The sequence below is a fragment of the Bilifractor sp. HCP3S3_D3 genome, assembly GCF_052063915.1.
Classification (GTDB): domain Bacteria; phylum Bacillota; class Clostridia; order Lachnospirales; family Lachnospiraceae; genus Bilifractor.
This window is the reverse complement of the sequence record NZ_JBQHWP010000005.1, coordinates 115,549-129,351: the sequence shown is the minus strand read 5'-3', so window position 1 is coordinate 129,351 and position 13,803 is coordinate 115,549. Positions and strand designations below refer to the sequence as shown.

Annotated in this window: 11 protein-coding genes; 4 read left to right on the top strand and 7 right to left on the bottom strand. The window is 49.8% G+C overall.

Annotated features, from left to right (window positions below; genetic code table 11):
- Positions 1-9: 9 nt before the first annotated feature.
- Both ACTNDI_RS04560 and ACTNDI_RS04555 read right to left on the bottom strand, forming a co-directional pair.
- On the bottom strand, positions 10-219 hold the full coding sequence (locus ACTNDI_RS04560; RefSeq protein WP_441099573.1) for a helix-turn-helix domain-containing protein: 210 nt from the start codon (positions 217-219) through the stop codon (positions 10-12).
- A 14-nt stretch (positions 220-233) separates the two neighbouring features.
- The gene (locus tag ACTNDI_RS04555; RefSeq protein WP_441099572.1) at positions 234-1,031 is read right to left on the bottom strand and encodes an NBR1-Ig-like domain-containing protein; all 798 of its coding nucleotides are present in this window, start codon (positions 1,029-1,031) and stop codon (positions 234-236) included.
- Positions 1,032-1,879: 848 nt separating this feature from the next.
- Between ACTNDI_RS04555 and ACTNDI_RS04550 the strand changes: the two genes are divergently transcribed.
- A complete protein-coding gene (locus ACTNDI_RS04550; RefSeq protein WP_441099571.1) occupies positions 1,880-2,551 on the top strand; it encodes a hypothetical protein in 672 nt (223 codons plus the stop codon).
- 258 nt (positions 2,552-2,809) lie between these two features.
- Here ACTNDI_RS04550 and rlmD read toward each other — a convergent pair whose 3' ends face one another.
- From rlmD to ACTNDI_RS04535, 3 genes are all read right to left on the bottom strand, one after another.
- A complete protein-coding gene (gene rlmD, locus ACTNDI_RS04545) occupies positions 2,810-4,192 on the bottom strand; it encodes a 23S rRNA (uracil(1939)-C(5))-methyltransferase RlmD (protein WP_441099570.1) in 1,383 nt (460 codons plus the stop codon).
- A 221-nt stretch (positions 4,193-4,413) separates the two neighbouring features.
- Positions 4,414-5,379, bottom strand: a complete 966-nt coding sequence (locus ACTNDI_RS04540) for a 3'-5' exoribonuclease YhaM family protein (RefSeq protein ID WP_441099569.1) — start codon at positions 5,377-5,379, stop codon at positions 4,414-4,416.
- Between the two features lie 18 nt (positions 5,380-5,397).
- The gene (locus ACTNDI_RS04535) at positions 5,398-6,933 is read right to left on the bottom strand and encodes a S1C family serine protease (RefSeq protein ID WP_441099568.1); all 1,536 of its coding nucleotides are present in this window, start codon (positions 6,931-6,933) and stop codon (positions 5,398-5,400) included.
- Positions 6,934-7,246: 313 nt separating this feature from the next.
- On the opposite strand from ACTNDI_RS04535, the gene ACTNDI_RS04530 reads away from it, so the two are divergent.
- From ACTNDI_RS04530 to ACTNDI_RS04520, 3 genes are read left to right on the top strand one after another with little or no spacing between them, the layout of a single operon-like run.
- Entirely contained in the window at positions 7,247-9,625 is a 2,379-nt protein-coding gene (locus tag ACTNDI_RS04530; protein ID WP_441099567.1) for an endonuclease MutS2, read from the top strand.
- A gap of 22 nt (positions 9,626-9,647) precedes the next feature.
- Complete coding sequence (locus tag ACTNDI_RS04525; RefSeq protein ID WP_441099566.1) at positions 9,648-10,370, top strand: response regulator; 723 nt, start codon at positions 9,648-9,650, stop codon at positions 10,368-10,370.
- Between the two features lie 25 nt (positions 10,371-10,395).
- Positions 10,396-11,898, top strand: coding sequence for a sensor histidine kinase (locus tag ACTNDI_RS04520; protein ID WP_441099565.1), 1,503 nt, complete (start codon positions 10,396-10,398; stop codon positions 11,896-11,898).
- 254 nt (positions 11,899-12,152) lie between these two features.
- Here the strand turns inward: ACTNDI_RS04520 and ACTNDI_RS04515 are convergent, their stop codons facing one another.
- Together ACTNDI_RS04515 and ACTNDI_RS04510 are read right to left on the bottom strand one after the other, a co-directional pair.
- Positions 12,153-12,656 carry a tRNA (cytidine(34)-2'-O)-methyltransferase gene (locus tag ACTNDI_RS04515; RefSeq protein WP_441099564.1) on the bottom strand — a complete coding sequence of 168 codons (504 nt, stop codon included), beginning with the start codon at positions 12,654-12,656 and terminating at the stop codon, positions 12,153-12,155.
- Positions 12,657-12,697: 41 nt separating this feature from the next.
- Positions 12,698-13,795: an AIR synthase-related protein gene (locus ACTNDI_RS04510; protein ID WP_441099563.1), complete on the bottom strand. Its 1,098-nt coding sequence runs from the start codon at positions 13,793-13,795 to the stop codon at positions 12,698-12,700.
- Between the last annotated feature and the right edge of the window lie 8 nt (positions 13,796-13,803).

Here is a 13,803-nt window from a genome sequence, read left to right as displayed (position 1 = left end):
TCACTTCTCCTAATTGTTTTCTTTATTGTCGTCTGAAGCTCCGCCAGAGCGAATCCAGTCATCAACTTCGCTAAGCTTGAATTTCCAGAGCCGTCCAACCTTATATGCAGGCATGTTGCGTTTGCTAATCCACTGCAGAATAGTTTCCCGCCCAACGCCAAGATACGACTGCACGTCTTTCAAAGTCACCCACGGCTCGACATTCAGTCTTTCATCCACGGTTCTTACCTCCATCATTTCCCGAACGTTGTATTTATTTCTACATCAAAAATATTTCTACTTCCGGGAAAGCAATTGTTTCCTTGTTCGTCTACCATATCCCATTTAGAAACGAACTTTCCTTCTTGACCACGGGCATTGAAGTCCGTGGCTATTTTTGTATATTTTCCCGGTTGTAATTCCTTAATTTCTATTTCAAATACCTTTGTCCGCCTGCCAGTCTCCTCAGGATTGGCGCAAACCAGCTTACGTTTATGCCAGATGACGCTTCCTTGATTGTGTATCACCCATGTATGGTGAATGTCTTCATAGAATGCCGCGGCGTGTTTCTTTGTCCGATCCTCCACCCATACATCATCGCCTTCATACAGGCATCGTGTTATTTGATAGACTCCGGATTCTTTTCGTATTCGAGCTTCCTCATATTTGTCCGGCACGATGTTTTCTGATTCTGTCTCCTCACGATTCGAGATGAATGCAGCAACCTGCGCTGCGAGTGCGTAGGACAGGTATGACAGATTCTTCTCCTCATCAGCGGGAATTCCGAACGCATCCGCCAGCAGCTTTACATATTCCGACTGCAAGTGCTTCTCAAAGAAAGCAGCAATGCTGTCAATGCGCACCGGATGCGGAAAGTACCTCTTCATGTTCGAGGAGAAAGGTTTTGTCCCATTGAATACTGCTTTCAGATAATCATCGGAATAATCTCGGCGTATCCCTGCGGCCTTGAACAGGCCCTTCAGATACCAAGACTGATTGTTATAGCCAAAATATTGCGGCTTCGTCAGCTTGCAGAACCCTGAAAAATCCAAGCAGAACACCTCCCTTCCAAAAGAACCATGAAAAGAACCAAAGAACCATGAAATGGTGCGGACAGCCTATTCTATGTCATTTTTTGCCCAGTTACTTTATTTATAGCGAAAGGAAGAACCGTTCAAAAAATCACCAATCGATTACTTGTAACTGCATTATATCAGAAATCAGGTTGTTTTTCTGCATTATATCAAGTCTCTATTTATAAACACTTATAAATAGGCAAAGAATCGCTTTCATCACAATCCTTTCGCAGGTGAAATCAGAAGCTTACTGATCACAGGCTATCCAGTGAAATTTCACCTAGATACTAACCCCTTGTCTCCTTCTCTGGGAAAGGAGCAAATAAGAAAAGGAGTTTAATAATGTCCAGCATCAGTAGACAAGATTACATCAATAGCATTGAAGAATCGGTTTCTATCATTTGCTCGGAAATTGGGCCGACCATAGTCGATTCCGTTTTTCAACGATATGGCGCTCATGGCATAGAGGACCTGAATCCGGCAGACTTGCCGGATGTGTTCAGCGAGCTATATGCCATCGAAGCGGAACTTCATTAATCCGTACAGCTATCGAAGTCAAAAATGAATTTTAAGTCCTTCGGTCCTATCGTCCAGCTAACGATCAGACCAGGGCAAGGTAATTCCCTGCTCCACTCGGTGCGCCCTACCGCGGATAGACGAGTGCATCTCCGGATGGAGCAGGCAGCAAGACAAATTTGGTTCAGCTTCATGCACAGCTGGCCGCCAATTAGAAACGGGGTAACCCGCTTAGGTGGCCTGAATGAAGGAAAAATTGAATCTGTCATCACCGGCTCCCCGTTTCGGAAAGAAACGAGGAAGCCAAGATGGCAATCGAAGTCAAACAAGTAAATTTTTATGACAACGAAAGAGTTTATGCAACAGTAGAAGTTAAGACCTATGAGGATGGACGAGTTGAAATCGTGCCTCCTGACGGATACCGGATGTATCCGATGGATATTGAGACTGCTGACACCTCAGCACACAGTTTTGTACCAGAACTTATTCGCAGGTGGTGGAAAGGCAGTCGTCAGTACAAATGCTACATGGTACCCGTCCTTGAGGAACTGTTCAATGCGATGATGCGGCCTGACTGGTCGGAGGATAAGCGTAACCTTCGTTCACATAAGTGCCGTGTTGAAGGTGCTCATGGAACGCCGATCATCTGCCGCAGGGCATCCTGCACCGGCTGTCCAAATGCCGGGAAGGATATGGAGACAAATCAAACATCCTATATCGAAGACCTGAAGAAGAACAGCAACTGGGAACCTGCCACAGAGGACACCACGAGCACTGAAGCTATGGGGCGTATTTTATACGACGAGCTTATTAACTTTCTTGCGAAGCATCAGAAAAAACTGGCTCAAATCAAGCTGCTCGAGGATGAAGGTTGTAGCGTGAAGGAAATTCATGAAATGCTGGATCTTCCCAGCAACACAATCTATTCCGATCGGAAGCGGATAAAGAAGCTGGAAAGCGAATTCTTCAAAGAGGATTAACACGATGGGAGGCGGTGCAGATGATGATTCTGCATCGCCTTTTTTCTATTTCTGCTCAAATAGCCTTTCCACAGTCACAACCCCTGAAAATAGCAAAGCCACAGTCTCGCCTGACAAAAAATCATCAAAATAGCTTTCCCACAGTCACGCCAGACTAACTTTTACATTTTTTCTATAAGAAAACGCGGCACCCGCCTCTCTTCTCAGAAAGACGGATGCCGCAGAAATGGCTTAAACACGGGCTTTTCCAGCCCTCTTTCATTTTGTTCTTGTTAGCAGAGCCACTGTCTCGACGTGAACTGTTTCGCTGAACTGATCATACGGCTGCACGTATTCTATCCGAAATCCGTTCTCCGACAGATATTTCAGATCCCTTGCAAGTGTTGCGGGATCGCAGCTTACATATACGATCCGTTCCGGTTTCATGCGCACAAGCGTTTCCAAGAGTTTTTCATCGCAGCCCTTCCTCGGTGGATCCACAACCGCGACATCCGCACGAATTCCCTGGTTTTCGAGCCGGGGCACAACCTCTTCAGCCTTACCGACATAGAATTCGGCGTTCTCAATCCCGTTGAGCAGAGCATTTCTTTTTGCGTCCTCAATTGCTCTCGGCACGATTTCCACTCCGATAACCTGTCTGGCATTCCGGGCCAGAAAAAGAGATATGGTTCCGATTCCGCAGTACAGATCCATGACTGTTTCATTTCCATGAAGGTCTGCCAGCTCCAGCACCTTCTCATAGATGCGCTGTGTCTGAACCGGATTCACCTGGTAGAAAGACGCGGGAGAGATCTGATACCGTACGCTTATTCCGAATTTCCCTGATTTCAGAATGTCTGTGATATATTCCTGGCCCCAGACCGGCTTCACCGGACCGTTCATGATGACATTTGTCCTTTTGGTGTTGCTGCTGAAGGTCAGTCCGGTCATTCCGGGAATTTTTTCCAGACGTGTTACAAGATCTTGACTGGCTGTTATCCTGTCGCCATTGATTATCAGGCACACAATGATTTCGCCGGTCGCGAATCCCTTCCGGATCAGGATATGACGAATCAGTCCCTTTCCGGTTTCTTCATCATATGCCGGAATGCGGTTATCCTTCATCCAGCTGAGGATCGCGTTCAGAATCTCCCGGTTCTCTGAACAGCCCAGCAGACAGTCCGGATTTGGAATGATGGTATGGGTTCTTCCAGCAAAAAAACCCGCTATCGGTTTGCCGTCGCGGTCTGTGCCGACCGGAAACTGTGCCTTGTTCCGATAGCGGAACGGAGATTCCATTGCTATGATTTTCCGGATTTCGAGGTTTTCAAAGCCACCGATTCTTTTCAAATCATTCCGTACCTTATTCTCTTTCATTGCCAGCTGTGCCGGATATGACATCATCTGCAGCTGACATCCCCCGCATCGAAGCGCTACAGGGCACGGAGGCTCAACTCTGTCGGGAGAGGCCTTCAGCACATGTTCAAGCCTGCCGTAACCGTAAGACTTTTTTGCCTTGATGATTCTGACTTCCGCCCTGTCTCCCGGTACGGTGTCCTTGACAAACAGGGTATACCCGTCCTCTGTCCGCCCGATTCCTGCACCGTCCTGCCCGATGTCGATGATATCCGCCGTTACGGTTTCATTTTTCCTGTATCCCATACTTCCTTCCGATTTCTGATGTAATCCCACATGTATCTCCCGACCCGTTCTTCTTTCAGCTCACCTGGGTCTTCGACCCTGTCCGGATGTCAGCCTGTCCGGGTCACTGACTCTTCCCGGATGTCAACCTGCCCGGGTCAATGATTCTTCCCGGATGTCAACCTGCCCGGATCACTGACTCTTCCCGGATGTCAGCCCGTCTGCAGCTCCTGTTCTGCCTCTTATTTCAGCTCGTCCAGATCTCCTGTCCTGCGGATATTGGATTCGAATACACGGTTGTACCCGAACCACTCATCCATCGGCTTCTGGGCATTGGACTTAAAGAGCTCGGTCATGGTCTCCAGTCTTGCATCCGCGTTATCTGCCAGGTTCAGCGCAAGCGCCTCAGCAAGTGCCGGTTTTTTCGGAGAGCCATACTCATACTCTCCATGATGAGCCAGGATGCAGTGCTTCAGGTCCGACTCCAGCTTCGCAGGGAATCCCGGAATTGTTCTGGCCGTGTCGTGAATCATCTCCGCTCCGATCATAATATGTCCGAGAAGCTGACCGTCATCGGTGTAGTCATTCTGCGGGAACGAGGAAATCTCCACCGTTTTTCCGATATCGTGACAGATTGCGGCCGTGAGCAGCAGATCGGAGTTCAGGATCGGATAATATTTGGTGAAGAAGTAACACATGTTTGTGACGTACAGCGTGTGCTGCAAAAGTCCGCCGACAAAGGCGTGATGAATTGTCTTCGCCGCAGACGCGCTCTTGAAGCGTCTGATAAATTCCGGATCGTCGACAAAGTACTGATTCAGAAGCTGATGCAGATAAGGATTCTTTACCTTGTTGATAAAGTTCAGGAGCGCGCCGAACATCTCATCGATATTCTTGTCGCTCGTTGGAAGGTAATCGGACGGCTTGTACTCCCCTTCCTTCGCGACGCGCACTCTTTTCAGGGAAACCTGAAGGGATCCGTTGTATCTCGATACATCGCCGATGATGTCCACATAATCAAGCGCGTTAAAATCGTCGATGCCCGGCGAATCCGGGTCCCAGATCTTACCGTCAACCGTTCCGGTCTTGTCCATCAGGATCACGTTGTCATAGTTTTTGCCGTTTTTCGTTGTCGCGGAGGTCCTGGATTTTACCAAATAGATTCCGCTGATTTTCATTCCTTCATTCAGTTCCTGAATATATAGCATAAAAGCCTGTCCTTCCCGTTATTTCTCTCCCAGTGTGACGCTGAATGTAACCTGCGCGTATCCTTCAGCCCCTTGTCTCATGGCAGTGACTGTAATGACGTTATCTGCCTTCAGCTTAAGCAAAACGTTCTCCAGATCCTGAACTGTCCGGATCTTTTTCCCGGATATATCTGTGATGACATCATATTCCTTGAAGCCCGCAAGCATCGCCGGTGAATCCTGTGTTACCTCAGTAACCAGAAGACCGACCGGGATCCCCGTGGTCTGCGACAGACTTTCGGTTACCTCTCTTCCTTTGATGCCCAGATACGCGGTCGTCTCATTGTTCGACAGTCTCTGAATCAGGGCCTTGATCCCGGAGATGGCATAGGCGGTGATCGTAGTGCTTTCGTCACCGATGTTCTGTGGAATCAGTCCGATGATTTCACCTTTCATATTCACAAGGATTCCGCTCGTGGTGCTGCTTCCTTCCATATCTGTTGTCAGGATGCTGTATTCGGAATCCACGGCAGATATCTTGTTCGAGACTGAGGTTACTATCCCGTTTGCAACGATATCACTATAGCCCATCAGGTTTCCGAGCGCAAGTACCGGATCGCCCTGGTGAACGGAATAGGAATTTCCGAGAGGAGCAACCGCGAGCTCGCTTTTCGCGGTCTCGCTTATGTCAGACGGAGCGACTGTCAGTACGGCCAGACCCGTATCGGAATCCGACTTTCTGAGTGCAGCCTGAACCATTGAGTTGTCGCTGAATTTGACCATGATATTCTCAGAGCCTTCTACCGCACTGCTCTCTGTCAGGATGTAATCGTTGTCCTCTGTCTCGGCGATCAGTATGCCGGCTACCTGCTGCTGTGTCTGATAGTCTTCATTGAAATAATCGAGCTGACTGGTGACACTGATGACTTCTACAAGAGATCGCTTTGCCTCATCCGCAGTCTTCAGCATGTCCTGATAGAGCTGCTGATATTCTTCCAGCGTGATCCCATTTGATCCGGCCGCACTCTCTGTCCCGTTTGCGTACGAATCTTCCGCAGCCGCCTGTCCGGAACCGGATTCTGAAGCAGACTCATTTTCGGATACAGAAACTGTCGCGGCCGAGGTGGAGACAGAATCTGTCGGGGAGAGATACTGCGGTGTTTCTGCAGATCCAGATGTGGCGGCTGCTGAAGAGGATGAGAGCGCGGTGTTCCCGGATAACGAGGAAACAGACGCCAGAGCTTCCGGGGCGGAATCCTCCGGTATGGTTATTTTCTCCTTGTCTGCCCCGAAGGCTCGTCTTGCCGCGGGGTATATGCCAGCGTGTACAAAAGCAGAAATTGCGCCGATTGCCACTCCGATTCCGATCACGGAGAGAACACGCATGACCTGTGCTTTATGGCTTCTGGGTTTTTCGCGGATCACCTGATTGATGAACTGGTAGGTATTCTTCGTTTCTGCATCGGTTTTCTCTGCGGAAGTCTCAGCAGAAGACGGGCCGCGCATTTCAGCGGAATCGGATTTTTCCATTTCTTCGGCCGATTCCGGATTTGTCTTGAATGTATCGTCCTTCATAAGATTTCTCCATAGGGCGCGGGCATTCTTCCGCCGTGCGCTCATAAGAAAAACGGTTATCCGCTGCCCGGGTGTCAGCTTCCTCTGCGGTCAGCGGCCATTGGAATCTCGATATAACGATGTAACTATAGCAAAGACATATGAACATTTTATGAATGTCCTGCGGTTTCTGACGGTATTTTTGACTCAGACGGTTTCGAAAATCTGATTTTTAGAGTATGATAAGTAATGGTATGGCTTTGCCTGTCTCAGATAATGGCATACATCAGACAAAATATATAAGGATTTATTAAGATACAAGGATACAAGATCGATGAACGAACGAGCACTACGAGTACTGGAATACGATAAAATACGAACGAAGCTGGCTTCTCACGCCACGAGCGGACCCGGACGCAGGAAATGCATGGAGCTGGAGCCGTCCCCGGACATCAATGAAATCAAACGGCTGCAGCAGGAAACTACGGATGCGGTGAGCCGTCTGTTCCGCAAGGGAAGCATTTCCTTCGGAAATACCAAAAATATCGGTCCTTCTCTGAAGCGTCTCGAGGTCGGGAGTGCGCTCTCGATGACGGAGCTTTTAAATATAGCGGGTCTTCTGGAAAATGCCGCCAGGGTAAAGGCCTACGGGCGACATGAGAATAATGAGACAGAAGGAGATTCTCTGGATGCGATTTTCGATCTCCTTGAACCCCTGACTCCGCTCTCCACTGAGATCCGCAGATGCATTCTCTCCGAGGATGAGGTTGCGGATGACGCAAGCCCCGCCTTGAAAAACATCCGCCGCCAGATTCAGGTCTGCGGTGACAGAATCCACTCCACCCTGAATCAGATGATGAACGGTCCTCTCAGGACCTCACTCCAGGACGCCGTGATCACGATGCGTGACGGGAGATACTGTCTCCCGGTTAAAGCCGAGAACCGCGGAAGTGTCCCGGGAATGGTCCATGATCAGTCATCCACCGGCGCGACGCTCTTCATAGAGCCGATGGCTGTCGTCAAGCTCAACAATGATATTCGTGAACTTGAGATCAAGGAGAAGAAGGAAATTGAGGTTATTCTGGCAAATCTGAGCAATGAGGCCGCCGGGCATATCGAGGATCTCGAGTATGACATGCAGAACATGACCGAGCTTGACTTTATTTTTGCCAGAGGCGCACTTTCTCTGGAAATGAACGCCTCTCAGCCTCTTCTGAACACGGAGGGAAGGATTTCCCTTCGCAAGGCGAGACATCCTTTGATCGAGAAGCACCGCGTCGTTCCGATCGATATCCGTCTCGGTACTGACTTTGATCTTCTGATCGTGACTGGTCCGAACACAGGAGGAAAGACTGTATCGCTGAAAACAGTGGGGCTGCTTACCCTGATGGGACAGTCCGGCCTGCACATACCAGCCCTGGACCACTCCGAGCTTGCTGTTTTTTCCGAGGTCTATGCGGATATCGGTGACGAGCAGAGCATCGAGCAGTCGCTGTCGACCTTCAGTTCTCACATGACGAATATCGTGAGCTTTCTGGACAAGGCGGACCGGAATTCGCTCGTGCTCTTTGACGAACTCGGTGCAGGAACGGATCCGACCGAGGGAGCGGCGCTTGCGATCGCGATCCTCTCCTATCTTCACGGCAAGGGGATCCGAACCATGGCGACGACGCATTACAGCGAACTGAAGATCTTTGCGCTCAGCACACCCGGTGTTGAGAATGCTTCCTGCGAGTTCAATGTGGAAACACTCCGGCCGACCTATCGCCTCCTGATCGGTGTTCCGGGTAAATCAAACGCCTTTGCGATTTCCCGGAAGCTCGGTCTTCCTGACTACATCATTGACAGTGCAAAGCAGCAGATCAGTGAACAGGATGAATCCTTTGAGGATGTTCTCACTTCTCTGGAACAAAATCGTATCCAGATGGAGAATGACCGGCGCGCCATTCAGTACGAAAAGGAACAGCTGGACAAAAGGGAAAAAGAGCTCGAGAACAGAATCCGGAACCTTGAGCAGCAGAAGGAAAAAATCATCCGGAAGGCGAACGAGGACGCGCACAGTATTCTGCAGGAAGCGAAGGACTACGCCGACCAGACAATGAAGGATTTCCGCAGATTCGGCAAGAACGCTATCAATTCCGGAGAGATGGAACGGAAACGAAATGCGCTCCGAAAGCAGATGAACAAGACGGAAAGCAAGCTTGCGCTGAAACCCGCGGAACGTCCGAAGAAAGAGCTGAAGCCATCGGATCTGCAGCTGGGAGATTCTGTTCACGTTCTCAGTCTGAACCTGAACGGAACGGTCAGTTCTCATCCGGACAGCAAGGGATACCTCTTCGTCCGCTGCGGCATCATCCGCACAAAGGTTCATATCAGCGATCTTGAGCTCGTGGACGAGCCGGTCATCACTTCGAAGCAGCTTTCACGCACCAGCACCGGAAAAGTAAGAATGTCGAAGGCCATGACAGTTTCCCCGGAAATCAATGTTCTGGGAAAAACGGTTGATGAAGCGGTCGCGGAGCTCGATAAGTACCTGGATGACGCATACATCGCTCATCTGAACAGCGTAAGGATTATCCACGGGAAGGGTACCGGAAAGCTCAGAAAGGGCATTCACGATTACCTCCGCAGACAAAAGCATGTGGAAAGCTATCACCTTGCCGAGTACGGAGAAGGTGATGCCGGTGTTACCATTGTAAATTTCAAGAAATAAAGAATCCGGAAGGAGGCCGGTCATGGCGGCAAAGCAGAAAATTCTCATCGTTGATGATGATAATAATATAGCGGAACTGATTTCCCTGTATCTGACAAAGGAATGTTTTGAGTGCAAAATTGTAAATGATGGAGAGGCAGCCTTGAAGGCTTTTCCGAGATTCCGTCCCGACCTGATTCTTCTGGATCTGATGCTCCCCGGGATGGACGGATATGAGGTCTGCCGGGAGATTCGCCACAAATCGAAGGTACCGATCATCATGCTCTCCGCGAAGGGTGAGGTTTTCGATAAGGTTCTTGGCCTTGAGCTCGGGGCGGATGATTATATCATCAAACCGTTTGATTCCAAGGAGCTTGTCGCGCGGGTAAAGGCCGTTCTCCGTCGTTTTCAGAACACTGCCGTCCTCCCGAAGGAAGAACCGGAAACCGTCGCGCAGCCGGCAAAGGCAGTGGAATATCCGGATCTCATTATCAACCTGACCAACTACTCCGTGACGTATCGCGGAGAAAACATTGAGATGCCGCCGAAGGAACTGGAGCTTCTGTATTTTCTTGCCTCCTCACCGAATCAGGTATTCACCAGAGAACAGCTTCTCGACAATATCTGGGGCTATGAATACATCGGTGATACGAGGACGGTCGACGTCCATATCAAGAGGCTTCGGGAGAAGATCAACGGAAATCCGAACTGGACGATCTCTACCGTCTGGGGTATCGGATACAAGTTTGAAGTGCTGAAGAAGTAAAGATTGAGAGAATTGAAAAAGAATCATGCGCAGTCACAAAATCATCCACAAATTCATCTTCCTCTATCTTGTCATCGGCCTTGCGATCTTTATCTTCCTCTCCACGGCGGGCTCGGCGATGATTCAGAAAAAGGTGCTGAATGAAGAAAGCCTGAATCTGTATGAGGAAGCGTCCAATATTGCTGAGGACCGTTCGATTCTCACTTACTCCCGTTCTGCAATAGATGAAATCTCCGAACCCTCGTCCGATACCGAGACGCAGACTCTCTATGACAGCCTCTCCAGGCTCTCGCTCTATCAGGGTTGTCAGATCTGGCTGATCAGCCCGAAGGGCAAGGTCTACATGAATACAAGCGAACCGCTGAATACCTATGTTCCCGTGACACTGGACGGATTTGATCCGGTTGCGCTTGGCTCAAACTACTACAGCATCGGAACCTTCTTCCACTATTTTGATACCGATTATCTCAGTGTGATGATTCCGATTACCTCTGATCTGAATATCCGCGGATATGTCGCTGTTCATATGGATATGAAGAAAATTGTTGCCTTGAAGGAAGGTATTCTCGCAAGAGTGCATGTTATGACAGGTGTCATCTACTGTGCCTTTCTGTCTGTACTTGTGCTCCTCTATTTTTCCGTACTTCGTCCGCTCAAGAAGATCACCATCGGCACGGAAAAATTTGCGGAAGGTGACATGAAGTACAATATCCGGGTGAAATCACAGGATGAAATGGGCCATCTCGCGGCATCTCTGAATGTGATGTCCGATGAAATCAGCAAAAGCGATGAATATGAGAAGCAGTTCATTGCGAATGTATCCCACGATTTTCGTTCTCCTCTTACTTCGATCAAGGGATTCGTCGAGGCGATCCTGGATGGCACAATACCCGCAGAGATGCAGGAGCGCTATCTGCGCATCGTTCTGAGTGAGACCGAACGCCTGACAAAGCTTACAAACGGCATTCTGACACTGAACAGCATGGACCAGAAAAAAAATCTGCTTCACATCAGCGTTTTTGATCTCAATGAAGTGATACGAAATACAGCTGCTTCTTTTGAGGGAATCTGCACGCCAAGGCAGATTTCCTTCCAGATCACACTGACCGGAGAAAGGCTTCCCGTTCTGGCGGATCAGGAGAAAATCCAGCAGGTTCTCTACAACCTGATTGACAATGCGATAAAATTCAGCCGGGACGGCTCTGTCATCGAACTGGAAAGTGATATCCGGCACGACAAGGTGTTCTGCACGGTCCGTGACCACGGCGCCGGCATACCAAGAGCATCCCTGAACAAGATATGGGATCGTTTTTACAAGAGCGACGCGTCAAGGGGACGCGAGAGAAAGGGAAACGGACTCGGTCTGTCGATCGTAAAGGAAATTATCAATCAACACAAACAGACGATTACCGTGATCAGCACAGAGGGAGTCGGGACAGAATTTATTTTCTCACTGAAGCCGGCTCCTGAAGATCTGACGGAGACATCGACCATCGCGCAGGCGTCACAGCAGCACGATGAATTCTGATCCGGTTTCCGAAAAATTGCCCGGGATTCCGCGACAGTCTTCCGTTCACTCAGCAAACCGCTATTATACGGTTTGTGGTGCCCCGTTTGCGGGGCATAAGTGTCTGTTAATATAGTCAGCAAAGCATCTGAAAATAAAGCCCGCTGCCTCGAGCCCGCTGCCTCGAGCCCGCTGCCTCGCCGCTTCACCACTCTCGCATCTGCTGCATGCAACCGGCTTCTTCGGTCCGCATATAGTCGGGCGGATCTGCCACATCAGACTCTCCAGGTATAGTTCCGCAGCTGTCCTTCTTCCAGCATTCCCTCAAAGTTATGCTGTCGGAGTGCCTCATAGAGAACGATTGACACAGAGTTCGCGAGATTCAGAGAACGGATCGTGTCCAGCATCGGAATACGGATTGTCGTTGCCTGATTCTGATACAGGATCTCCTCCGGGATGCCGGCGCTTTCCTTCCCGAACATTATGTAGCACTCGTCTTCAAAGGATACGTCTGTATAGCAGCGCGGTCCCTTCGTGGAAGCGTAGTAGATTTTTGCGCCGGGATGCTGTCCGATGAAGTCCTCATAATCAAGGTATCTGGTGACATCCAGACTGCTCCAGTAATCCATTCCCGCCCTTTTCACAGATTTCTCCGACAAGTGGAACCCAAGCGGCTCTATCAGGTGAAGGCTTGCCCCCGTGGCGGCACAGGTGCGGCCGATGTTTCCGGTGTTCGATGGAATCTCCGGTTCATGAAGTACAATATTGAAATGTGCCATAGGTTTCTCCGTTTTTTCTGATTATCTCTGATTATCTTTGATCAGCAGTCTTTCCCTCGCCACAATTTGTATATCTCATCCTGCTGCGGCTTGTCCAGATAACGGATTTCTCCCTGGTTGTGCAGGATTCTGTCTCTTCCCGATGTGGTTCTTCCGATGACTTTTGCGGGAATTCCGGCATTTACAAGTTCTTCCGTCAATGCGTCTCCCCTACCGGTAAGAACCAGAAGAGAACCTTCCGAATAAATCTGGTATGGATTCAGATTAAAAAACTCACAGATTTCCACACTTTCCTGCCGGATCGGTATCTCCCGCAGATTGATCTCCAGTCCTGTGCCCTCTGCTTCCGCAAGCTCCCAGAGTGCGCCGAACACTCCTCCCTCCGATATATCATGCATCCGTACCGTCTCGCAGTCTGCCCCTGCAATTTCAGCCTCCGGGACGACAGAGAGATCCTCTCTGAATTTTTTCGCGGTCTCGATGATATCTCCGGTAAATCTTCCGGAAAGTATCTTCTCCCGTTCTGAAGCAAGCAGCATGGCGGCCGCGATTCCTGCCGATTTTGTCATAACGATGTCGAAGCTGTGCTTCTCATTACAGGATTTCTCCGAACATCTCTCCTTCGCAGCAGACCAATCCGCTTTTGTATGTGCGGCAACGCTGTCACTCCTAGCGGACGATGCGCACTGAGCCACAGAGCAGCTCTCCCTGTCCGAAGGCACACCGATCCCCGTCACGGCAATGATCTCGCTTCTCACGGACCGGCTGACCGTTGTATGACCGCCGGCGATACTTACGCCAAGATTTTCAGCCGTCTGTTCCGCCGCCCGCAGGATTTTCTTCAGGACAGCTTCCCCGGTATCTTCTGTGAGAATGAGGTTCAGAATCACCGCACGGCCCGCCGCTCCCGCAGCGGCGAGATTGTTTATCGCCGCATGAATCGCAAGGATTGTCCGGATCACCGGATCCGCATCAAGATCAAGAGAAACCGACGACGAGATCACTGTACTCTCACCCGTTCTCAGGATGGCGGCGTCTCCTCCCTCATACGGTCCGGCTGTCAGATCAGATCCGCTGTTGCGGATCTCCTTGAGAACAGACCGGTTGAGTACCGCTTCTGAAATTTTTCCAACTCTCATATTATCGC

What these genes read in the sequence shown, in the direction of transcription:
- ACTNDI_RS04530 (WP_441099567.1), top strand. Translation starts at nt 7,247, where the DNA reads ATGAACGAACGAGCACTACGAGTACTGGAATACGATAAAATACGAACG.
- ACTNDI_RS04520 (WP_441099565.1), top strand. Translation starts at nt 10,396, where the DNA reads ATGCGCAGTCACAAAATCATCCACAAATTCATCTTCCTCTATCTTGTC.
- rlmD (WP_441099570.1), bottom strand. Translation starts at nt 4,192, where the DNA reads ATGGGATACAGGAAAAATGAAACCGTAACGGCGGATATCATCGACATC.
- ACTNDI_RS04510 (WP_441099563.1), bottom strand. Translation starts at nt 13,795, where the DNA reads ATGAGAGTTGGAAAAATTTCAGAAGCGGTACTCAACCGGTCTGTTCTC.
- ACTNDI_RS04525 (WP_441099566.1), top strand. Translation starts at nt 9,648, where the DNA reads ATGGCGGCAAAGCAGAAAATTCTCATCGTTGATGATGATAATAATATA.
- ACTNDI_RS04550 (WP_441099571.1), top strand. Translation starts at nt 1,880, where the DNA reads ATGGCAATCGAAGTCAAACAAGTAAATTTTTATGACAACGAAAGAGTT.
- ACTNDI_RS04515 (WP_441099564.1), bottom strand. Translation starts at nt 12,656, where the DNA reads ATGGCACATTTCAATATTGTACTTCATGAACCGGAGATTCCATCGAAC.
- ACTNDI_RS04540 (WP_441099569.1), bottom strand. Translation starts at nt 5,379, where the DNA reads ATGCTATATATTCAGGAACTGAATGAAGGAATGAAAATCAGCGGAATC.
- ACTNDI_RS04535 (WP_441099568.1), bottom strand. Translation starts at nt 6,933, where the DNA reads ATGAAGGACGATACATTCAAGACAAATCCGGAATCGGCCGAAGAAATG.